This window comes from Sulfitobacter pacificus (assembly GCF_030159975.1).
Lineage (GTDB): Bacteria > Pseudomonadota > Alphaproteobacteria > Rhodobacterales > Rhodobacteraceae > Sulfitobacter > Sulfitobacter pacificus.
Window position 1 is genome coordinate 1,174,128 of the sequence record NZ_BSNL01000001.1, and the last position, 21,412, is coordinate 1,195,539.

Consider the following 21,412-nt stretch of genomic DNA (forward strand, 5'->3'; position numbering starts at 1 on the left):
TGGGGGCAACGATTACGGATGCGACATGTCAGCCACGCAGGCGCGACTGGTAATTGTGTTCCTGCCAATTCGCGCGAAACTGCCATTGATCCGCCGGTTGACGGGCAGCGATTTCATCGTTGACTTCGACCTCGTCAAACCCTGCGCGGCGCGCCATGGCATATTGATCCGCAATCACATGACCTTTGGCCCGCAGCCGCCCAGTATAGCCGCGCAAGCGCAAGGCACGGGCGATGGTGAAACCGCGCCCATCCGCAGAGGATGGGAAATCAATGCGGATCATTTCAATGCTGGGCTGCAATTGCACCTCTTCGGGCTGCGCGTCGGATGGCAGGTCGAGGGCGCGGCAGTCATTTGCGGCCCCGGCGGCGCAAAACCCATGGGTCCAGTCATCGGCGACAAAGCCGGCGTCATTGATCAGTTGTGTCATGTCGATGCTCCTGTGCGGACGGCCTTGCCATCTACGAAATGAATGCCGCATTCGTCTTTGGATTGGTTGCGCCAGCGACCGGCACGAGGATCTTCGCCTTCCGCCACGGGCGAGGTGCAGGGCGCACAGCCGATGGAAGGGTATCCCTGTGCCACCAGCGGGTGACGCGGCAGGTTGTTCTCTTCGATATAGTGTTGCACGTCTTCAGCGGCCCAGAATGCCAGAGGGTTCACCTTGATCCGTGTTCCGGCGCCGTCCTTTGTCAGCTCGGTTTCGAAATGCGGCAGCTGGGCACGGGTGCCGGATTGAAAACGTTTGCGTCCGGTGATCCAGCCGTCAAACCCGTCCAGTGCCTTTTGCAGTGGCACGGTTTTGCGCAGCGCACAGCAGGCATCGGTATCCGTCTTGTGCAGCTGTCCGTCCGGATCAAGCGTGGCAATATCATCTGCCTTGATCACCTTGATCCGTGTCAGCCCCAGCTTAAGCGCCACCTCGCGCTGATAGGCAAGGGTTTCGGGAAACAGCATTTCGGTATCGATGAACAGGACCGGCAAATCCTTTTTCACCCGTGAGGCCAGATGCAGCAGCGCCACGGATTCCGCGCCAAAGCTGGACACCAGCGCAAGGTTGGGCACCGACTCCACCGCCGCCCGCATCACGTCATGCGCCGCATGGTGTCGCATCTGGACGTTCAGGCGGGCAACCTGCGCGTCAGGCGCGGCTGTCAGCTTGGGGTCATCAAGCGGCATTTTCACGCACTTTCTGGGCTGGGGCTTCTGGATACAGCGCGGCTTTGAACGGCGCGAGGCCAAGGCGTCGAAAGGTTTGCAAAAACTCTTCCGCCGGGTCGTTGCGCAGATCGAGATAGGCCAGAACAATGCGTTCCACAGCGGGAATGATCTCCTCCGCGGAAAAACCCGGACCGGCGCGTTCGCCAATTGCCGCATCCTCGGTGCCGTCACCGCCCAGCGTGATCTGGTAGTTTTCCACACCTGCGCGGTCCAGTCCAAGGATACCGATGTGTCCCACATGGTGGTGCCCACAGGCGTTGATGCAGCCCGAGATCTTGATCTTCAGCGGGCCAACTTCATGCTCCAGCTTCAATTCGTCAAAACGGGTGGCAATTTCCTGTGCGATCGGGATCGAACGCGCCGTGGCCAGAGCGCAATAGTCCATACCGGGGCAGGCGATGATATCGGAGATTAACCCGATGTTGGCAGTGCCCAACCCTTCGGCTTTCAGTGCATAATAGACTGACGGCAGATCACCCTTATGCACATGAGGCAGGATCACGTTCTGCTCGTGGCTGATGCGCAATTCGTCATGGCCATAGCGTTTGGCGATTTGTGCCATCAGACGCATCTGGCGCGATGTCGCATCCCCCGGCGTCTTGCCGTGCGCCTTAAGCGAGATCGAGACAATGGCGTAGTCAGGGTTCCGGTGGGCCGCCAAATTGGTATCGGCCCAGCTGCGAAACAGCGGGTCGTGCTGATAGGTGTTGTGAAACGGTGTGACATCGGCCTTGCGAAAGCTGGGCTGCGCGAAATCCGCCTCAATGCGGGCCAGCATCTGCTGATCCACACCGGTGAACTGATCGCGGATCAACGCATATCGCGCGTCAACACGGGCGCGAATGTCTTCGATGCCGTTTTCGTGCACGGTGATCTTGATCCGCGCCTTGTATTTATTGTCGCGCCGGCCCAATAGGTTATAAACCGAAACAATCGCTTCGAGAGTGGGCAGAAGGTCTTCGGAAGACACAAAGTCATAAAGCACCTTGCCGATCATCGGCGTGCGGCCAAGCCCGCCACCAATGACAACCTCATAGCCGATTTCTGCGTCCCGTTTGACGATGCGCAGCCCGATATCATGGGCCTTGATCACCGCGCGGTCAGCCTTGGCACCGGTGACGGCAACCTTGAACTTGCGCGGCAGGAACTGGAATTCGGGGTGATCAGTAGACCACTGACGAATAAGTTCAGCCACAGGGCGCGGATCAGCGACCTCATCCGCGGCGGCACCGGCAAAGTGGTCTGCCGTCACGTTGCGGATGGTATTGCCCGAGGTCTGGATCGCATGCATGTTTACTGCGGCCAAGGCATCCAGCATATCCGGCACATCGCGCAGTTCAGGCCAGTTGTACTGTATGTTCTGACGCGTGGTGAAATGGCCATAGCCCTTGTCCCACTTGTCCGCGATCATCGCCAACGTGTCCATCTGACGGCTGTTCAGCGTGCCATAGGGGATCGCCACCCGCAGCATGTAAGCATGCAGTTGCAGATAGAGACCGTTCATCAGGCGCAGCGGTTTGAATTCATCCTCGGTCAGGGAACCGTCAATGCGGCGCTCGACCTGTGCGCGGAACTGGGCGTTGCGTTCCTTGAGGAAAGCGTCGTCGAAATCAGTGTAATGATACATCAGAATTGCTCCTGTTTGCCATGGGCATAGTTGGATGGGCCACGGGCGCGGAAATCTTCGCGAAAATGGGTTGGGACGGGCGTGCTGCCCTCAAGCGTGACATCCGCAAGGTAGACGCCAACAACTTCACCCGTCTGGGCGGCGGCCTCGATCATGCGCAGATCAGCGTGGGCCTCGTCGGTAAAGACTTCGGCCTGTGCCAATTGGCGGGTCCAGCCATTGTCGGCAAGGTAGATCACATCACCTTCAAGCAAGGCATTTGCGGTGATGACTTTGGGGGTGAAGGGTTTTGGCATTATGCCATCTCCTCAAGTTTGATGTCGGTCGCAGCGGCGGCTGCGGCGCGTGGCGCAAGGCCGTAAAAGGTGAGTGCAGGGCCGGACATGGCGGCCTTTGCGATGTCGTCCGCCATATGTCCCAGCGTGGTTTCCAGAATGCGCTGATCCGCGCGGGATGCGTTTTCAATCACCGTGACAGGGGTGGCGCGGTCCGCGCCATGCATCATCAGGCGGCCCTGGACAAAACGGGCGGATTTCTTGCCCATATAGATCGCGGCAACCTCGTTCTTGCGGGCAAGCTGGGCCCAGTCGTGATCGGCAAAGCCTTTCATGTCATGGCCAGTCAGGAAACGGACCGAGGCATTGCGCCCCCGCCGTGTCAGGCTTTGCCCGATAGAAGCCACAGCAGCAGAGGCCGAGGTGATGCCGGGCACGATGTGCCAGCCGATTTGGTGGGCATCGACGGCATCGATTTCCTCGTCCAGACGGCCAAAGACAGTGGCATCGCCGGATTTCAGACGCACGACCTGCGCACCGCTCAGGGCATGTTCTACCAGCAGATCATTGATGGTTTCCTGTGAGGTCGAAGGGCCAAAGCCTTCCTTACCCACGTCGATCATCACAGCCTCGCGCCGTGCCAGTTCGAGGATTTCAGGAGAGATCAGCCGGTCGTAGATCACCACATCGGCCTCATCCAGAGCGCGACGCGCTTTCAGGGTCAGCAGCTCTGGATCGCCGGGGCCACCGCCAACAAAGGCAACATGGCCGGCGCGGGCGGTTTTATTCAGATGCGTGTCAAGCAGATCCTCAAGGGCAGGCTGCACCCGCTCCTCACTTTCGTTCATCGCCTTGGGGCCGGTGTTGAAATAATACTCACGCCAGAAGTCGCGTCGCGCACGGCCAAATGGCAGCGCATAAGAGGCCGCGCGGAAGGCCTTGCCGATGCGGGCGAGGGTGCCAAGGGATTGTGGCAGGCGTTCTTCAAGGTCGGCCTTGATTGCGCGGGCCAACACGGGTGCCGCCCCTTCGGTGCCAATGGCGATGGTCACCGGATCGCGGTCCACAATGGCCGGTGTGATAAAGGCGCTGTCCGCGAGGTTATCAACGATATTAACCAGTGCCCCTTCGGCCTGCGCAATGGCGGCGGTGCGCTTGTCCTCACCATCGTCCTCATTGGCGGCGTAAAACAGGGCCGCGCCCGAGATGTCGCCCGCTGTCAGGGCGCGTGGGATCAGCGTGAGCTTGCCCGCAGCGGCCCATTGGGAGATTTCCGCAGCCGGTGCATCGGCAAAGACGCTGATCTGCGCGGTTGTTTTCATCAACAGACGCAGTTTGGCCAGCGCCGCGTCACCACCGCCCGACAGGACAATGCGACGGCCTGTGGTTGCGAGGAAGATTGGGAAGTGATCCATGTGGGCCTGCCATTCGTTGATTTCTGAGTTGCAATATAGGAAATATTCCCGATATTGCGCCAGATACCTGTGCGGATAAGGACGTTCGTTCCGAATGATCTGCGCAGAAGAACATATGGCCCTGAACCGGAAGGATATCGGAATGAGCGTTCGAATTGACGAGACGGATCGGAAGATTTTGGCGGAGCTGCAACGGGATGCCAGCCAGTCTCTGGACGATATCGCCAAGAATGTCGGGTCTTCCAAGACCCCGGTTTGGAACCGGATTCGCAAGTTGAAAGAGGCTGGTGTGATTGGTCAGCAGACCGTGATGCTGGACGCGGAGGCCCTTGGGTTCGAGGCCTGTTTTTTTGTACTGATCCGCACCTCTGAACATGACGCCGATTGGCAGGCGCGGTTTCTCAAAGCTTTGAGAGACCGGCCAGAGGTGCAAGAGGCGCATCGTCTGGCGGGGGATATTGATTACATCCTGAAGGTGCGGGTGAAAAATGCGCGGGCCTATGATGTGTTTTATCAGGCGCTGATTTCCGAGGTGCGGGTGCATAATGTGACAGCGCTTTTGTCGATGGAAGAAATCAAGTCTACGGTGGTATTGCCCTTGTGATCGAAAACCGTGCGGCTGCATTTCGGGGAAGGTGTTATAGGTCGGATCCCTTCGCGGCGGGGTCTGTATTGTGTTGTTAGGATTTGGCAATTGCTGAGAAGGTGTTTAGGGCGCGCTGCGTCCTAAACGACTTGTTGCGAGGCTGGATACGATTCCGACCGGCCTCAAGGACAAGCCGCGCAGGCGCGGTCGCTGGCGCGATCCTTGACCCCGATCAGAATCGCGGGTCGATGATCAATGCGTCGAGTTTGTGGAAATGGTAGGAGTTTGCGTAGCGCGGCGGTTTTGCCAGCCGCATCTTCGGCATATGGGCAAAGAGCGCGGGCAGGGCGATTTGCAACTCGAGTCGGGCCAGCGGCGCACCAACGCAAAAAAATGCAGCCCGCCGCCAAAAGCCGCATGCGGTTTGGCGGGGCGCGCCGGGTCAAAGTGATGCGGCGCGTCATACACCCCAGGATCGCGCCCCGCGGCTCCAAGGATCAGGGCGATTTCGGCACCTTTGGGCAGGGTAACATCGCCCAGCAGGATCTCCTCATAGGCAAAGCGCGAGAACATATGCAGGGGAGGATCAAAACGCAGCAGTTCTTCAACTGTTGTGGCAATGTGATCCGGGGCAAGGGCACTGGCCGGGGTCTTGTGTTCCAGCAGGCATTTCACCGCATTGCCAAGGCTGTGGACCGTTGCCTCATGACCGGCGTTCAGCAGCAGGATGCAAGTGCCGATCAATTCATCCGTGGAGAGTTTGTCGCCGTTTTCCTCAGCGGCGATCAGCTGTGTGATCAGGTCGTCACGTGGATCCGCGCGGCGCTTGTCGATGTAACGGGTCAGAAAATCGGTGAAATCGGCGCTGGCCTGATTGGCAGCGTCTTCGATGTCGCGGGTACGGCCTGCCTGATACATGGCGACCATGGCGTTTGACCAGCGTAGCAGATCATCCGACATCTCTTCGGGCACGCCCAACAGCCGTGCAATGATGCGCACCGGCAATTGGGTGCAAAAGGCGGGGATCAGATCAAAGGGCGCGCTTGGCAGAGCGGTCAGCAATTCTGCGGTGACGGCCTCGATATCCGGCCTCAGCTCACGGATGCGCCGCGAGGTGAAAGCCCGCAGCACCAGTGACCGCAGCCGGGTGTGGCGCGGCGGTTCCATATCGAGCATGGAATTGGCTTCTGTTTTTGCCCAGTCGCGCAAATGATCCGGCACCGGTTGAACCAGATCTTTGGGTCTTTCGCGGCCCAACCGGCGGTCGCGCAGCAGGGCCTGCACGGTGGCGGCGTCAAAGGTTGCATAGATGGCGTAGTCTGACCAATAGACCACCGGACCCAGCGCACGGGCATGGTCATAAGTCACATAGGGGTTTTGGATAAATTCGGGATCAAGTGGGGATTGCGACAGGGCTTTCATAGTGCATCCAAACCGCAGAGGACTGGCCAAGGCAAGACGGCATGTGCAAACTAACACTATGAAACATGGGATTGGACATCGGGCGCTTTTGGTGCTGGCCTTTTCGGGGATCGTACTGATCCTGACGGCTGGGGTGTGGCGCTACGCCTATCAGCAGGGGCTGGACCAATTGGCCGCGCGAGGGCAGGCGGATCTGGCCCTCGCGGGCGACAGGCTGGTTGGGCAATTGCAACGCTATCGTGATCTGGCGGTGCTGATGGCTGATCATCCGGTGATCAGCATTGCAGCACGCTATGGGGTGACAGAGGGCACGCGTGATGTGCTGGTGGGAGCCGCGGATAAGTCGGCAGCGCTGGATATTCTGGTCTTATCGGCGCAGGGGCGGGTGATGGCCTCTGTCTCTGGGAAACATCCGGCGGAGTTGGGTGCATATCCTTTTGTCACAAGGGCGTTGCGTGGTGCTCTGGGCTGGGGCCACGGACCGGCGGAACCGCTGACCCAGCGGGCCTTTTTCCATGCGGCCCCGATTTTCAACGATGCCGGGCGGGTGCAGGGGGCGGTGGTTGTTGTGACCGACCTGAATGGCATTGACTACAATTGGCGCGGCACCAATCCGGCCGCGTTTTTCACCGATGCAGCGGGAGAGGTCTATATTGCAAACCGCACCGAGCTGTTGTTCTGGAAACGTCCGGCGGGGACCGCAGGGCTGATCCCGCCCAAAGGCAACGCGCCGCCGTTCAGCGCGCAGATGGTCGGCCCGCATGAGATCTGGCATCTGGGCTGGGGGCCTTATCTTCCGCAAGAGGCTCTGCATTTGACACAGGACCTGCCGGTGATCGGGTTGACAGGGGAGGTCCTGTTGGATGTGGCACAGACCCGCGCCTTTGCTTTTGCTCAGGCGGCGGCATTGGCGGCCCTGTGTCTGGCTTTTGGATCGTTGTTGTTTCTTGCTTCCGAGCGGCGGCGCACGCTGGCGGCGGCGAATGTGCAGCTGGAGGCGCGGGTGGCCAAACGCACGGTGGCCTTGCGTGAAACCAACGAGAAACTGGTGGCAGAGGCTGCTGTGCGCGAGGCCGCTCAGGTGGCATTGCGACAGGCGCAGGATGATCTGGTGCAGGCGGGCAAGTTAAGCGCCCTGGGCCAGATGTCGGCGGGCATCAGTCACGAGTTGAACCAACCCTTGATGGCGATCCGGTCTTTTGCTGAAAACGCGGTACAGTTTTTGGAGCGTGGCAAAGCAGAGCGGGTGGGCGAGAACCTGACCCGGATTTCCGAGATGAGCCAGCGGATGGCGCGGATCATCCAGAACCTGCGCGCTTTCGCCCGTCAGGAGCATATCGCACCGGATCGGGTGAACCTGCAAAAAGTGTTGCAATCGGCGCTGGATCTGACGCAAAGCCATCGCGAGGCGGCAGGGGTCACATTGGAATGGGACGCCACGGGCCGTGACATATGGGTGCGCGGTGGCGAGGTGCGGTTGGGGCAGGTGTTTGTGAATCTGATCACCAATGCGGTGGATGCAATGGCCGGTCGCACCGAACGCAGATTGCAGGTAGAGGCGCGACGTCAGGGGGATGTGGTGAGCGTTGAGTTTCGCGATACCGGGCCGGGAATTGAAATGCCGGATAAGGTTTTTGATCCGTTCTACACCACCAAGGAGGTGGATCAGAGCAGTGGCATGGGGCTGGGGCTGTCGATCAGCTATGGTATTGTGCAAAGTTTCGGTGGGCAGATCCGCGGGGCCAATCAGGACAGCGGAGGGGCTGTGTTTACAGTGACACTTGAGGCAACAGCGGCCAAGGAACTGGCCGCATGAAGGGGCGCGTATTACTGGTTGATGACGATGCCGCCGTGCGCGAGGCGCTGGCCCAGACGCTGGAACTGGCAGATATCTCGACGATCACAGCGGGATCATTTGTTGCCGCCAAAGACCGGATCACAGCGGATTTTGACGGGGTGATCCTGTCGGACATGCGGATGCCGGGGCGGGACGGGTTTCATCTGCTGGATTATGCCCATGGACAGGATCGTGATTTGCCGGTGATCCTGCTGACCGGCGAAGGCGATATTCCGATGGCGGTGGCGGCCATGGCGCAGGGTGCCTTTGGTTTCCTTGAAAAACCCTGTGCGCCTGCAGAATTGATCGCTGTTCTGGAGCGCGCCTTGCATACCCGCGCGCTGGTGCTGGATAACCGCCGTTTGCGTCAATTGGTCGAAACTGGTGATCCCGCCGCGCGGATGGTGTTCGGCACCTCCGATCTGGCGGAAAAGCTGCGCCGTCAGGTGCGGCTGGTTGCACAGGCTGAGGGGGATGCGCTGGTCAATGGCGCACCGGGATCGGGGATTTCTAAAGTAGCAGAGGTGATCCACCTCAGTTCGGCGCGCTCCAAGGCAGCTTTTGTCAAACGCGCGGCAGCCGGGATGACCACGGAAACCCTGCGCGCCGCCTTGCAAGAGGCCGAGGGCGGGAGCCTGTTTATTGACGAGATTTCGCATCTGCCGGCCCAGTTACAGCTGGTGCTGAGCGAGGGGCGTGACGGGCCACAGGGCGTCTGTCTGATGGCGGGCAACACCCGTGACCTGACTGCGGAAATGCAGGCCGGGCGGTTCAATGCGGATCTCTACTATCGGCTGGAGGCGCTGAGTGTACGCATCCCGTCGTTGGCCGAACGCCCAGAGGATATTGCGGAGATGTTTCGCCGCTATGTGGCACAGGCCTCCGAACAGGCGGGGCTGCGTGCGCCGGAGATCACACCAGAGGTGATTGCCAGCCTGATGGCGCGGGACTGGCCGGGCAATGCACGCTCTTTGATGTCGGTGGCGATGCGGTTTGTTATGGGGCTGCCGGAAGACGTGGCACCAGATACCACCTTAGGACTGGTAGAGCAGATGTCGATGATAGAGCAATCCCTGCTGGAAACCGCATTGCGGCGCACGGGCGGGCAGGCATCAGCGGCAGCAGAGGCCCTGAAACTGCCGCGCAAGACATTCTACGACAAACTGGCCCGCTACAGCATCCGGGCAGAGGATTTTCGCCCCTAGAGTGGTCGGCAGGCTGTGCGGATTTCCGCACAAGCTGCAATGTCCCTGTGCGGAAAACCGCACAGGAGGGTTTTTCAAAGTTGATCTTTTGAATGAATTTTAATTTGCAGTAGTTTGTAAATAAACAATTAAATTCACTTCAATCTCCTGATCTCCACACTTCCTTGTGAGCCAGCTACAGCAGGCGTTTTATATCCACAGCGCAGGCAAAGGCTTGTGACCAACTGATTCTGCACTCTGGGAGGAGATCACCATGAAATTCCTGACAATGGCCGCTTTGGCTATGACCGTATCCGCTGGCGCTGTTGCTGCAGCCTGTGACGATGGCGAAATCGTTATCAAGTTCAGCCACGTGACCAATACTGATAAACACCCCAAAGGCATCGCCGCATCCCTGCTGGAACAGCGCGTCAATGACGAGATGAACGGCAAGGCCTGCATGGAAGTTTTCCCGAACTCCACGCTGTACAACGATGATCAGGTACTGGAAGCACTGCTGCAGGGCGATGTCCAACTGGCCGCACCATCCTTGTCCAAGTTTGAACAATTCACCAAACAGTTCCGCATCTTTGACCTTCCGTTCATGTTCAAAAACATCGATGCGGTGGATGAATTCCAGAACTCCGAGACCGGTCAGGCGATGAAAGAGGCCATGACCCGTCGCGGCCTGCTGGGGCTGGCATTCTGGCACAATGGCATGAAGCAGATGTCGGCCAACAAGCCGCTGAACCTGCCGACAGATGCGGCAGGTCTGAAGTTCCGCGTGCAAAACTCTGACGTGCTGAAGGCGCAGATGGCAGCGATGGGGGGGTCACCCCAGCCGATGGCCTTTTCCGAAGTTTATGGCGCCCTGCAAACCGGCGTTGTTGATGGTCAGGAAAACACATGGTCCAACATCTACGGCAAAAAGTTCTTTGAAGTGCAGGATGGTGTGACCGAAACCAACCACGGCACCATTGATTATCTGCTGGTAACCTCGACGGATTGGCTTGATTCACTGGATGCGGATGTGCGCGACCAGCTGATGACAATCGTCGCTGAAGTGACCGAAGCCCGTAACTCGGAATCCACCTCTGTGAACGCAAAAGCCAAGCAAGCGATCCTGGATGCTGGCGGTGTTGTGCGCGAATTGGACGCGGCACAGCGTGATGCCTGGGTGGCCACGATGAAACCTGTCTGGGAAGAGTTCAAGGACGATGTTGGCCAGGAAAACATCGATGCGGCACAGGCGATCAACGCCAAGCACTAAGCCTTAAACGCCGCCGGCCCGTCAGATGAAGGGCCGGCGGCAACCATTTATATTTGCACGTATATTTTCGGCAGGGGGTGCCGCATGTCTGGCCATTCATCGACGCAAACCGGGCTTGCGCGTATCGTAAGCGAGATTGAGGAAACGGCGATAGCGCTGATCCTCGGACTGATGACGCTCATCACATTTATCAATGTTGTTCTGCGCTACGGGTTCAACACCGGCATCATCTGGGGCCTTGAGGTGGTGACCTTCCTTTTCGCTTGGCTGGTGCTGTTTGGCATGTCCTACGCGGTGAAGGTAACGGCGCATCTGGGCGTGGATGCGGTGATCAACCTGTTTGACGCAGGCCCACGCAAGGTGCTGGCCATCATCGCCGGTGTCGTCTGTGTGATCTATGCGGGGCTGTTGATGAAAGGTGCATGGGATTACTGGGCACCTTTTGCCGGGCTGGATGCCACCACCGGGCGCTGGTTTCCGACAGGGTTTGAGAACAGCCGCGATCAGGCCTGGTACGAGGTGATCGACACGCCGATCCCTGAATGGCTGCGCTTTATCGAGCCGATCATGAATGAGGGCGAAGCCTATGAGAAAATCCCGCGGTTCATTCCCTATGCCATGTTGCCCTTTGGTGCGGCGCTGCTGCTGCTGCGCTTTGTGCAAGCCACTGTCAAAGTCGTCACAGGACGGCAGAAATCACTGATCGTGAGTCATGAGGCCGAGGACGCGGTCGAAGACGTCAAACACATGAACGCGGAGGGCTAAGCACATGGAAGTTGTCATTCTTTTCACCATGGTTGTGGGCCTGATGCTGGTCGGCGTACCGATTGCGGTTTCGCTGGGCCTGTCCTCTATCATCTTTTTGCTGGCGCTGTCGGACACCTCTATGGCGTCGATTGCCCAGACGTTTTTTCAGGCGATGGCAGGGCACTACACGCTGCTGGCAATCCCGTTCTTCATTCTGGCATCGTCGTTTATGTCCACCGGCGGCGTGGCACGGCGGATCATCCGGTTTTCCATTGCGCTGGTCGGGCATCTGCCGGGCGGGCTGGCCATTGCCGGTGTCTTTGCCTGTATGCTTTTCGCTGCGCTCAGCGGCTCATCGCCTGCGACAGTGGTTGCGATCGGTTCGATTGTCATCGTGGGCATGCGTGAGGTCGGATATACCAAGGATTTTGCCGCCGGTGTGATCGCCGTTGCGGGCACCCTGGGCATTTTGATCCCGCCGTCGATTGTGATGGTGGTCTATGCCTCCGCCACTGACGTCTCTGTAGGCCGGATGTTTCTGGCCGGAGTCATTCCCGGGTTGCTTGCCGGGCTGATGTTGATGATGACAATCTATATCATGGCACGGGTGAAAAACCTGCCCAAGGGCGACTGGAAGGGCTGGGGTGAAGTACGCCGCTCTGGCATCGAGGCGGGCTGGGGTCTGTTCCTGATCGTGATCATTCTGGGCGGCATCTATGGCGGTATCTTTACGCCAACCGAAGCCGCAGCGGTGGCGGCGGTCTATGCGTTTTTCATCGCCTCCTTCGTCTATCGCGACATGGGGCCGCTGCATGTGGAAGGTGAGGGGGCGAATATTTCCTTCCTCAGCAAACCATGGTCCGCACTGACCGTATTTTTCCACCGCGACACCCGCGATACCCTTTTTGAGGCGGGCAAGTTGACAGTGACCTTGATGTTCATCATCGCCAATGCGCTGATCCTGAAACATGTTCTGACGGATGAGCAGATCCCGCAACAGATCTCGGCGGCGATGCTGAGTGCGGGGTTCGGACCGATTGTGTTTTTGATCATCGTCAATGTGATCCTGCTGATCGGCGGACAGTTTATGGAACCCTCTGGCCTGTTGGTGATCGTGGCACCGCTGGTGTTTCCGATTGCCATTGAGCTGGGCATTGATCCCATTCATCTGGGCATCATCATGGTGGTGAACATGGAAATCGGGATGATCACGCCGCCAGTTGGCTTGAACCTGTTTGTGACCTCTGGCGTGGCCAATATGCCGATGATGAATGTGGTACGCGCGGCCCTGCCGTTTCTGGCGGTCCTCTTCGTCTTCCTGATTATGGTGACTTACATTCCTGCGCTCAGCACCTGGTTGCCAGAGCTGATGATGGGGCCGGAGATCATCACCAAGTGACGGCGCTTGGTGAGACCTGCGGCATTGAGTTTAAAGGCAAGATGAAGATCAGCAGGCGGCGAGGGCAGCGATAATCGGGGCGAAATCGCTGGCCTTGAGCGAAGCCCCCCCGACAAGGGCACCGTCGACATTCTCGGCCTTGAATATGGTGGCTGCATTGTCGGGTTTCACCGAGCCCCCATAGAGCAGCGGGATCGCATTGCCAATGTCCTCGCCAAAGCGGGCGATCAGGCGGCTGCGGATGAAATCGTGGACCTCAATGATCTGTTCAAGGGTCGGAACCTTTCCAGTGCCAATGGCCCAGATCGGTTCATAGGCGATCACGGTGTTTTCGGCACTGACATCGCTGGGCAGGGAACCGGCAAGCTGGCCGCCGATGATGTTCAGGGTGTTATCCGCCTCGCGGTCCTCCAGCGCCTCGCCGATACAGAGGATCGGAGTCAGGCCAGCGGCCCAAGCCGCCTCTGCCTTGTCGCGCACCATGGCGTTGGTTTCCTCATGGGCATCGCGGCGTTCGGAATGGCCAACAATCACATAGGTCGCGCCGCTGTCGGCAATCATCCCGGCAGAGATATCACCGGTGTAGGCACCGGAGGATTGCATATGGCAATCCTGCGCCCCTATGGCGATGCCCTTTGCGGCTTCACAGGCGCGAAACAAAAGCGGGGCAGGCGGGCAGATGATCACTGTGGGGGCGTTTTGCGGCAGGGAGGTGCCAAGCTGTTCCAATTCTGCCAAGGCAGCACTTGTACCGTTCATCTTCCAGTTTCCGGCGGCGATTTTGCGGCGCATATCTGTCCTATGGTGTTGGGAATATTGTCTTTGCCTAGCAGTTGGTGACGTCCAAGGCAATTGTGGGCTGTCGCCTATTGCAACTGGGCCAGCGCCTCGCGCGCGAGGCTGACCGCCAGTTCCGGCTCATCAAGGGCGGCGTCCGGCAGGCTCCAGTAAGGCATGGAAGACTCTGCACCGTTCTTGCGGGTGTAGGTCCATTGCGTGCTGCCTGCCGCCGCCAGTTTTTCGGTGAACGCGCGCTCTTGTGCCTTGAGCAGAAGCTGGCTGTCTGATTTCATTAGGGCAAAGATCACCCCGTCTGAATAGATCCCCAACCCACCAAACATCTTGCGGGTGCTGAGCTTGGGGATATCGGAAAATAGTTCGGTGGTAAATGCGATATCTGCCGCCCCAAGGCTCATTTTACGCTAAGGGAGTCGTCAAACTTGATGGATTCCCCACAGCCGCAGGCCTCTGTCACATTGGGATTGTTGAATTTGAAACCGGACTCCAGCAAGGAGGTCTCATAATCAATTTCAGTGCCAAACAGAAACATCTGCGCCATTGGCGCAATCATCACGCAGGCACCATCCTGATTGACCACCTCGTCATTCGGGTCGGCCTCATCGACATATTCCATGGTGTATTCCATGCCCGCGCAGCCACCTTTCTTGATGCCGATGCGCAGACCGGCATGTCCGGCAGAGCCCATCAGTTTGGTAATCTGGGCGGCTGCCTTGGGGGTGATGGTGACGGCCTGTTTGCCGGGAATGCCGAACATGTCTTTTCTCCTGTTGCCCCCAAGGTAGGCAGGGGCGCGGGTATTCTCAAGGCCGGGTTACATAAAACCCAGCTCAAGGCGGGCTTCGTCAGACATCATGTCCATGCCCCATGGCGGTTCCCAGACCAGTTCCACATTCACCTGTTTGATGCCGGGCAGGGGTTCAACGGCATCCGCGACCCAGCCGGGCATTTCGCCAGCCACCGGACAGCCCGGCGCGGTCAGGGACATTTTTATGTCTACCGCGTTTTCATCCGAGATATCGATGGTGTAAATCAATCCCAGCTCGTAGATATTCACAGGGATTTCAGGGTCATAGACGCTGCGGCAAGCCTCAACAACCTGTTCGTACATCGGATGATCAGTGGTGGAGGGCGCAATCAGCGGCGTGCCTTCCATGGGTTGTGTTTGATCGGTCATCGGGCCCTCGTTTATATCTTGAGTGTTTATATAGGGTTTGTCACCTGCAACGTCTAGGGCGAGAAGCCGCTTGCGTGACCGTGCTGTACACTGAGGTGCAACGGGCTAGCCAGAAATACCCGCTATCGAATGGGCTTTCAGAGCGGGTGGTTCAAGTTTCAGGGACGCAGGTGCCGACAGATGCTGTTGGATCATGCTTGACCATGGGTCAATTTCACCCATAAGTTGCGACATTGCGGATATTTCCACCTTCGCGTCGAAGCCGGATTGGTAGGAGACTAGGATGACAGTTGATGTTGACAAAAAGGCCGCGGATTTTGCGGCAGGAATGAACAAACGCTATGCGGCGGCACGGGCAAAATGTGTTGCAGCCTGCAAAGCCTCTGATGAGAAAAAGAAGAAAGCCAATGCCGAGGGCGAAAAACGCGGCATGTGTATGAAAGACGGTGGCCCTGTGCCCAAGACCAAACCGGAAGACCGTGTGGTCAAGCTGAACTTTGTGGTGGCCACCTCTAAGGTCACGAAAAAGCGTACCGGCAAAGAGCAGGCGAAATCGGTCCTTTCGGGTAGAAGCTGGACCTGCGCCTCCAACCACATGGCTGATAAGGCGCGACATGTGAATATTTCGTCAGAGATCCCCAAAAAGGGCGATAAAGGCGGGTTTGACAAGAAATCCTATCAGGACAAGCCCAAAAGCTGTTTCGGCGACGGACCCGAATTTGCCTGGAAGTGGGAGACGTTCAAAAGTGAATGGGCGGCTGAAATGAAGAAACAGGGGTTCAAGAACTATAAAGGCAAGGACGGCTATGGCGAGGGGGATGCCTACCACCTGGAGTTGCCGGATTCCCGGCCCAAACGCAGTGACTCAGAGGTCATCGCCTGTATGGTGGAATATGCGACCCAGACCCGCGTGAACGGCAAAAAGAAGAACGATAAATTCGAGAAAAGCTGGGCCAAAGACCTGAAGAAGCACATTGAAGCGGCGGAAAAGAAAGCAGACCCGGCCAAGACCGGCGCACGCTAGCTGGCCTTGCGTTTGCGCACCGGCTGCGGTTTGACCCGTGCTTCGATCTCGTCATAAAGCTTGCCGACGATATCCTTGCCGGTGGCCTTTTCAATGCCTTCAAACCCGGGGGAGGAGTTTACCTCCAGCACTTTCGGGCCGGACTCCGAGCGCAGCAGGTCAACGCCCGCTTTGCCCAGTCCAAAGGCGCGGGCGGCACGCAGGGCGGTATCGCGTTCCTCTTTCGAGATGCGCACAACTTTGGCGGAGCCGCCGCGATGCAGGTTAGAACGGAAATCACCATCGGCACCTGTGCGTTTCATCGCGGCCACGACCTTGCCCGCGATCACCAGACAGCGGATGTCCTCACCTGCGGATTCCTTGACGAAATCCTGCACAAGGAAGTTCGCCTTGAGTCCGCGAAAGGCGTCGATTACGGATTCAGCAGCCTTTTTGGTCTCGGCCAGCACGACACCTTTGCCTTGCGTCGATTCCAGCAGTTTCACAATCAGCGGTGCAGTGCCGACCAGCCCCATAAGATTTGACGTATCCTTGGGAGAGGCGGCAAAAGCAGTGGTCGGCATGCCGATCTTTTTGCTCGCTAATACCTGATGCGCATGTAGCTTGTCGCGGCTGGCGGTGATGCCGGCAGAGCCGTTTACGCAATAGGTGCCGATGGTTTCGAACTGGCGGATCACGGCGGTTCCGTAAGGGGTGATGGATGCCCCGATGCGCGGGATCACCGCATCATAGCGAGGCAGGCGCTTGCCGTCATAATGCACTTCCGGCGCCATGGCATTGATCGCCATATAACAGCGGGTTGTGTCGATGACCTCGACTGTGTGACCGCGTTCTTCGCCGGTTTGGACCAGACGGCGGGTGGAATAATTGTCCTCACGGCTGAGCACCGCAATGCGCAGCGCTCTTTTGGGCGCGGTTTTGCGCACAGCAGCAGAGTGATAGACGTCATAGCTGAGGTCGGGCTGCAACCGCCGTTCGGTGGCAGAAATGGTGATGTGATCGTTCAGTGCCTGACGGCCCAGCAGCATCCGGCTGGTCAGTCCCGCACGGTTGGTCAAGGTCACCTCGATGGGCCAGCTTTGCCCGCCGACTTCCAGTTTGGTTTCAATCACATAGCGCTGTTCGGATTCCCCGTTGGAGGAGGTCACCTCGCGCCGGTCCACCAGCGGGGCGGAGCAGGTGATCACAATGTCATCACGCCCGGCAATGGGATGTACATTGAAGCGGACCTTGGGTTTGGCCGCTGAACCAAAGGTTTCAATGTCATGGGCATGCAGCGCCGAGGTGCGCGCACCGGTATCAACCTTTACCTTGATCGCGGGCAGCCCGAGATCCGGCAAAGCCACCCATTCTTCCCAACCAAACGCCAGATTATCCATGTACCGCACCCCTTGAGTTCAGGCATTTCACCTAGCAGGCCGTCAGATAATTTCAACCAGGGACTGGCGTCAGTTTTCGTTGATATCGCGGGTGACGATCCGTGCCCCGCTGGATTGCTTGCGAAACACCGCCTTCAGCGCGATCCATGCGATCAGCGACAGGATTGCAAACAGTGCCAGAAGCGCGGGAATGTTGCTGAGGCTGACGATCGCCACGATGCCTGCGACAATCACCGCACCAATGGCAAAGCCCAGAAAGATGAATCCGGGGGCGAGCAGTTCGACCACCCCAAGCGCAAGCGCAATACAGATCCAGACCCACCAGAGTGTCAGATAATCGGCCATTATCCACGTCCTTTCAGCAGTTTGAAGGCATCCCCAAAGGCGGCCAGTGCCTCAGCTGGAACAATCACGGTCTGGTTGCCCTCACCGCTGCTCATCGCGCCGACGGCTTCGACCTGTTTGAGGGCGATCTGGTATTGCGCCGCCTCAATGCCGTTTTCGTTAATAGCAACCGCGACCACCTGTGTGGCATAGGCTTCGGCCTCGGCCAGCACGCGACGGGCCTTGGCGGTTTGTTCTGAGGCATAAAGTTCCGCATCCGCCGCCAGTTCGACCGCGCGTTTGGAGCCTTCCGCCTCTGTCACCTGCGCACGACGCGCACGTTCGGCGTTCAATTGCTGCATCATCGCGGCCCGGGTGGCGGCATCAAGGTTCACGTCCAGTATTTCTGCGCGGGTCACTTCGATGCCCCAGTCGTCGACGGCCTGTTCAACGGTGGCCTTGATCGTATCGATCAGGGAATTGCGGTTGGCCTGCACCTCGTCCAGATCCATCTTACCAATCTCGGCACGCACGATCCCGGCCACGGTGGTGGAGATGGCAGAATCCACATCGCGGATGCGGTATACGGTCTTTTCCGGTTCGGTGATGCGGTAAAACACCGATGTATCCACCTGTGTCAGCACGTTGTCGCGGGTGATGGCATCCTGGGATGCGGTGGGCAGCTGGCGTTCAAGGATAGAGATCTTATGGGCGATCCGGTCGATAAACGGCACGATCATATTGATGCCCGGTCCCAGCACGGCACGCAGACGGCCAAAACGTTCGACAACATGCTGTTCTGATTGCGGAACAATCTTGACCGATTTGACAATCAGGATCACCACAAGTGCGGCCAGCAGAAGCCAGGCAAGGTTATTTTCCAGAATGCTGATGATCAATTGTTCGATGTCCACAATAAGTATCCTTTTTGGTTCCTATACCCGCTATATGTGGGTATTTCTCGCGCTGATTGCAAGTTTTACTGTGGTGGTTTACCCCCTGCACCAACGACAAGGAGTAGCCCGAAATGTCCCGCATCACCTTTGAAAAGCACGCCCAGGACGGCAAGGCCCGCGCCGGCGTTATCCACACCACGCGCGGCGATATCCGCACGCCGGCTTTCATGCCGGTGGGCACGGCGGCAACGGTCAAGGCGATGATGCCCGAAAGCGTGGCCGCGACCGGGGCGGATATCCTGCTGGGCAATACTTATCATCTGATGCTGCGCCCGACGGCAGAGCGGATTGCCAAGTTGGGCGGGCTGCATAAGTTCATGAATTGGGACAAGCCGATCCTCACGGATTCCGGTGGGTTTCAGGTGATGTCGCTGGCTGATCTGCGCAAGCTGACGGAACGCGGTGTGACCTTCAAAAGCCATATCGACGGCTCCAAACATGAAATCACGCCGGAACGGTCGATGGAGATACAGGCGCTTCTGGGTTCTGACATTGTCATGTGTTTTGACGAATGCCCGGCGCTGCCTGCAGATCGGGACCGGATTGCCAGCAGCATGGAATTGTCGATGCGTTGGGCGAAACGGTCCAAGGACGCATTTGGCGACAGGCCGGGTCATGCGCTGTTTGGTATCCAGCAGGGCGGGCTGGAAGAGGATCTGCGCCAGCAATCGGCACAAGCCCTGCGCGAGATCGAATTTGACGGATACGCTGTGGGTGGTCTGGCTGTGGGCGAGGGGCAGGAGGCGATGTTCGGGTGTCTCGATTACGCGCCCGACCAGCTTCCCGAAGACAAGCCGCGCTATCTGATGGGCGTGGGCAAGCCGGATGATATCGTCGGCGCGGTCAAACGTGGCATTGATATGATGGATTGCGTTTTGCCGTCCCGCTCTGGCCGCACGGGGCAGGTGTTTACCCGCCGTGGTGTGCTGAACATCAAGAACGCGCGCCACGCGGATGACCCGCGCCCCTTGGATGAAAACTGTGCCTGTCCGGCCTGTAGCAATTATTCGCGGGCCTATTTGCACCATGTGTTCCGCTCGCAGGAGATGATTTCGGGCATGCTGCTGACATGGCATAACCTGCAGTATTTTCAGGATATCATGGACGGTATGCGCAGCGCGATTGCGGCGGGTGAATTTGAAACATGGGAAAAAGATTTCCATGATGGCCGTGCAGAGGGTGATATAGAGCCGCTTTGACCTCAAGTTTCTGTGAGGTCATGTGCTAAATCCGGCAGGTCGTGAAAAGAACGCCAATCCGTAGATAACCGGGGGTAACCCATTTGAATTGACGGGACTGATCCGCTGCGTCGGAACACCTGTTCCTGTGTAGGGATTTAACGCGGTATTCTGTTTGGCTGGGTGCGCGCGATATTGCGCGAGTGGGGCTGTGTTCCCAGACTGGCATGCTTGTCTCAACACGAAGGGGGCTTAGGTCAGGTGCAACGCAAGAAACAAAAGAGAGCACCCCATGACAGAGAAGCTATTCACTCCCGTAACCCTTGGCGCGATTGAGGCCAGCAACCGTATCGCCATGGCTCCGTTAACCCGCAACCGCGCCGACAATGACAGTGGCGAGGTGGGCGATATGCATGTCGACTATTACCGCCAGCGCGCCGGTGCCGGTGTGATCATCACCGAGGCCACGCAAATCAGTGCCGAAGGCAAAGGGTATTTTCAGACTCCCGGTATCTACAGCGAAGGGCAGGTCGCCGCCTGGCGCAATGTGACAGATGCGGTGCACGCCGAAGGGGGCAAGATCGTGGTCCAGCTGTGGCATGTGGGCCGTATCAGCCATACCTCGTTACAGCCGGAGGGCCAATCGCCTGTTGCACCTTCTGCCCTGAACGCAGGTGTTAAGACATTCACTGCAAACGGGTTTGAGAACACTTCGGACCCTCGGGCACTGGAGGCGGCGGAGATGGCGCGCCTTGTTTACGACTATACCCATGCGGCCGAAATGGCGATCCGCGCAGGATTTGACGGGGTCGAGGTGCATGCCGCCAACGGCTATCTGCTGGACCAATTCCTCAAGACCGGATCTAACAAACGTGACGATGCCTATGGCGGCAACCTCGAGAACCGCGCGCGCCTTTTGATGGAGGTCTTGGAAGGCGTGACCAAGGCGATTGGCGCAGACCGCACGGGCATCCGTCTGTCGCCCTTTTCACCGGCAAACGGGATCAGCGATGACGCCCCGCAAGAGACATTTGAATATGTGGTCAAAGGGCTGAACCGTTTTGGTCTGGCGTATCTGCACATGATCGAAGGGGCGACCGGTGGTTCGCGTGATCTGGCCGCAGGTGAGGACCTCAAGGCGCTGCGCAAACTGTTCGATGGGCCCTATATGGCCAACAACGGCTATGATCGCGACATGGCACTGCAAGCCACGGCAAATGATGACGCCGAAATGGTTGCAATCGGTCGCCCCTATATCGCCAACCCCGATCTGGTGGAGCGTTACAGACAGGATGCGCCATTAAACGCCGGTAACGGTGATACCTATTACGGCGGTGGCCGCGAAGGGTTTACCGATTACCCCACATTGGACAATTAAAAACCGGGGCTTGCCGCGCCTGTGGCAAGCCCTTTTTCGACACCTGTTTCAATTTCCCATAATTGGCTTGAAAACCACGGTTGCACCTGTGGCATTTGCAGGCGATTATGCGGACAACCCCAAATAACGGGGATTGAAACAGGCAGACCGGACCTACATATCGGTCTAGAACGGGAGACGGCGTTGGTTGCCTATCACAGGGACCGGAACTGTCT

At 58.1% G+C, this 21,412-nt stretch carries 21 protein-coding genes and 1 pseudogene; 9 read left to right on the plus strand and 13 right to left on the minus strand.

The window, feature by feature from the left end; genetic code table 11:
• Window positions 1-28: 28 nt before the first annotated feature.
• Genes QQL78_RS05940 through cysG form a run of 5 tightly spaced genes read right to left on the minus strand, consistent with a single transcriptional unit; the run spans window position 29 to window position 4,538 of the window.
• Window positions 29-430, minus strand: a complete 402-nt coding sequence (locus QQL78_RS05940) for a DUF934 domain-containing protein (protein WP_284371566.1) — start codon at window positions 428-430, stop codon at window positions 29-31.
• Window positions 427-1,179: a phosphoadenylyl-sulfate reductase gene (locus tag QQL78_RS05945; protein ID WP_284371568.1), complete on the minus strand. Its 753-nt coding sequence runs from the start codon at window positions 1,177-1,179 to the stop codon at window positions 427-429. The genes QQL78_RS05940 and QQL78_RS05945 overlap by 4 nt, the downstream gene beginning before the upstream one ends.
• Complete coding sequence (locus QQL78_RS05950; RefSeq protein ID WP_284371570.1) at window positions 1,169-2,848, minus strand: nitrite/sulfite reductase; 1,680 nt, start codon at window positions 2,846-2,848, stop codon at window positions 1,169-1,171. The genes QQL78_RS05945 and QQL78_RS05950 overlap by 11 nt, the downstream gene beginning before the upstream one ends.
• Window positions 2,848-3,144 carry a DUF2849 domain-containing protein gene (locus QQL78_RS05955; protein ID WP_284371572.1) on the minus strand — a complete coding sequence of 99 codons (297 nt, stop codon included), beginning with the start codon at window positions 3,142-3,144 and terminating at the stop codon, window positions 2,848-2,850. The genes QQL78_RS05950 and QQL78_RS05955 overlap by 1 nt, the downstream gene beginning before the upstream one ends.
• A complete protein-coding gene (gene cysG, locus QQL78_RS05960; RefSeq protein WP_284371574.1) occupies window positions 3,144-4,538 on the minus strand; it encodes a siroheme synthase CysG in 1,395 nt (464 codons plus the stop codon). The genes QQL78_RS05955 and cysG overlap by 1 nt, the downstream gene beginning before the upstream one ends.
• A gap of 142 nt (window positions 4,539-4,680) precedes the next feature.
• Here cysG and QQL78_RS05965 point away from each other — a divergent pair, with 142 nt between their 5' ends.
• Window positions 4,681-5,142, plus strand: coding sequence for an Lrp/AsnC family transcriptional regulator (locus QQL78_RS05965; RefSeq protein WP_284371576.1), 462 nt, complete (start codon window positions 4,681-4,683; stop codon window positions 5,140-5,142).
• Window positions 5,143-5,356: 214 nt separating this feature from the next.
• On the opposite strand, the pseudogene QQL78_RS05970 reads toward QQL78_RS05965, so the two are convergent.
• Window positions 5,357-6,546, minus strand: a pseudogene (locus QQL78_RS05970) (cytochrome P450).
• Between the two features lie 43 nt (window positions 6,547-6,589).
• Between QQL78_RS05970 and QQL78_RS05975 the strand changes: the two are divergent.
• From QQL78_RS05975 to QQL78_RS05995, 5 genes are all read left to right on the plus strand, one after another.
• Complete coding sequence (locus tag QQL78_RS05975; RefSeq protein WP_284371578.1) at window positions 6,590-8,362, plus strand: sensor histidine kinase; 1,773 nt, start codon at window positions 6,590-6,592, stop codon at window positions 8,360-8,362.
• On the plus strand, window positions 8,359-9,588 hold the full coding sequence (locus QQL78_RS05980; RefSeq protein ID WP_284371580.1) for a sigma-54-dependent transcriptional regulator: 1,230 nt from the start codon (window positions 8,359-8,361) through the stop codon (window positions 9,586-9,588). The genes QQL78_RS05975 and QQL78_RS05980 overlap by 4 nt, the downstream gene beginning before the upstream one ends.
• Window positions 9,589-9,841: 253 nt before the next feature.
• On the plus strand, window positions 9,842-10,837 hold the full coding sequence (locus tag QQL78_RS05985) for a DctP family TRAP transporter solute-binding subunit (protein ID WP_284371582.1): 996 nt from the start codon (window positions 9,842-9,844) through the stop codon (window positions 10,835-10,837).
• An 84-nt stretch (window positions 10,838-10,921) separates the two neighbouring features.
• Window positions 10,922-11,602, plus strand: coding sequence for a TRAP transporter small permease (locus tag QQL78_RS05990; protein ID WP_284371584.1), 681 nt, complete (start codon window positions 10,922-10,924; stop codon window positions 11,600-11,602).
• Between the two features lie 4 nt (window positions 11,603-11,606).
• Window positions 11,607-12,983, plus strand: a complete 1,377-nt coding sequence (locus QQL78_RS05995) for a TRAP transporter large permease (protein WP_284371585.1) — start codon at window positions 11,607-11,609, stop codon at window positions 12,981-12,983.
• Window positions 12,984-13,031: 48 nt separating this feature from the next.
• On the opposite strand, the gene tpiA is transcribed toward QQL78_RS05995, so the two are convergent.
• The 4 genes from tpiA to QQL78_RS06015 all read right to left on the minus strand — a co-directional run bounded on the left by tpiA (window position 13,032) and on the right by QQL78_RS06015 (window position 14,958).
• Window positions 13,032-13,775 (minus strand): triose-phosphate isomerase, encoded by a 744-nt coding sequence (gene tpiA, locus QQL78_RS06000; RefSeq protein ID WP_284371587.1) that lies wholly within the window; start codon window positions 13,773-13,775, stop codon window positions 13,032-13,034.
• Window positions 13,776-13,849: 74 nt separating this feature from the next.
• Window positions 13,850-14,179 carry a TfoX/Sxy family protein gene (locus QQL78_RS06005; protein WP_284371589.1) on the minus strand — a complete coding sequence of 110 codons (330 nt, stop codon included), beginning with the start codon at window positions 14,177-14,179 and terminating at the stop codon, window positions 13,850-13,852.
• Window positions 14,176-14,538 (minus strand): HesB/IscA family protein, encoded by a 363-nt coding sequence (locus QQL78_RS06010; protein WP_284371591.1) that lies wholly within the window; start codon window positions 14,536-14,538, stop codon window positions 14,176-14,178. Before QQL78_RS06010 ends, QQL78_RS06005 begins: the two co-directional genes overlap by 4 nt.
• A gap of 57 nt (window positions 14,539-14,595) precedes the next feature.
• Window positions 14,596-14,958 (minus strand): SUF system Fe-S cluster assembly protein, encoded by a 363-nt coding sequence (locus tag QQL78_RS06015; protein ID WP_284371593.1) that lies wholly within the window; start codon window positions 14,956-14,958, stop codon window positions 14,596-14,598.
• A 283-nt stretch (window positions 14,959-15,241) separates the two neighbouring features.
• Between QQL78_RS06015 and QQL78_RS06020 the strand changes: the two genes are divergently transcribed.
• Window positions 15,242-15,982, plus strand: coding sequence for a hypothetical protein (locus QQL78_RS06020; RefSeq protein ID WP_284371595.1), 741 nt, complete (start codon window positions 15,242-15,244; stop codon window positions 15,980-15,982).
• Here QQL78_RS06020 and rimK read toward each other — a convergent pair.
• The 3 genes from rimK to QQL78_RS06035 all read right to left on the minus strand — a co-directional run bounded on the left by rimK (window position 15,979) and on the right by QQL78_RS06035 (window position 18,599).
• Window positions 15,979-17,361: a 30S ribosomal protein S6--L-glutamate ligase gene (rimK, locus tag QQL78_RS06025; protein ID WP_284371597.1), complete on the minus strand. Its 1,383-nt coding sequence runs from the start codon at window positions 17,359-17,361 to the stop codon at window positions 15,979-15,981. The two genes, QQL78_RS06020 and rimK, sit on opposite strands and share 4 nt — an antisense overlap.
• Window positions 17,362-17,430: 69 nt before the next feature.
• On the minus strand, window positions 17,431-17,706 hold the full coding sequence (locus tag QQL78_RS06030; protein ID WP_284371599.1) for an NfeD family protein: 276 nt from the start codon (window positions 17,704-17,706) through the stop codon (window positions 17,431-17,433).
• Window positions 17,706-18,599, minus strand: coding sequence for an SPFH domain-containing protein (locus tag QQL78_RS06035; protein ID WP_284371600.1), 894 nt, complete (start codon window positions 18,597-18,599; stop codon window positions 17,706-17,708). Before QQL78_RS06035 ends, QQL78_RS06030 begins: the two co-directional genes overlap by 1 nt.
• A gap of 113 nt (window positions 18,600-18,712) precedes the next feature.
• Here QQL78_RS06035 and tgt point away from each other — a divergent pair, with 113 nt between their 5' ends.
• Window positions 18,713-19,840, plus strand: a complete 1,128-nt coding sequence (tgt, locus tag QQL78_RS06040; protein WP_284371602.1) for a tRNA guanosine(34) transglycosylase Tgt — start codon at window positions 18,713-18,715, stop codon at window positions 19,838-19,840.
• A gap of 271 nt (window positions 19,841-20,111) precedes the next feature.
• Window positions 20,112-21,197 carry an alkene reductase gene (locus QQL78_RS06045; RefSeq protein WP_284371604.1) on the plus strand — a complete coding sequence of 362 codons (1,086 nt, stop codon included), beginning with the start codon at window positions 20,112-20,114 and terminating at the stop codon, window positions 21,195-21,197.
• Window positions 21,198-21,412: the final 215 nt, after the last annotated feature.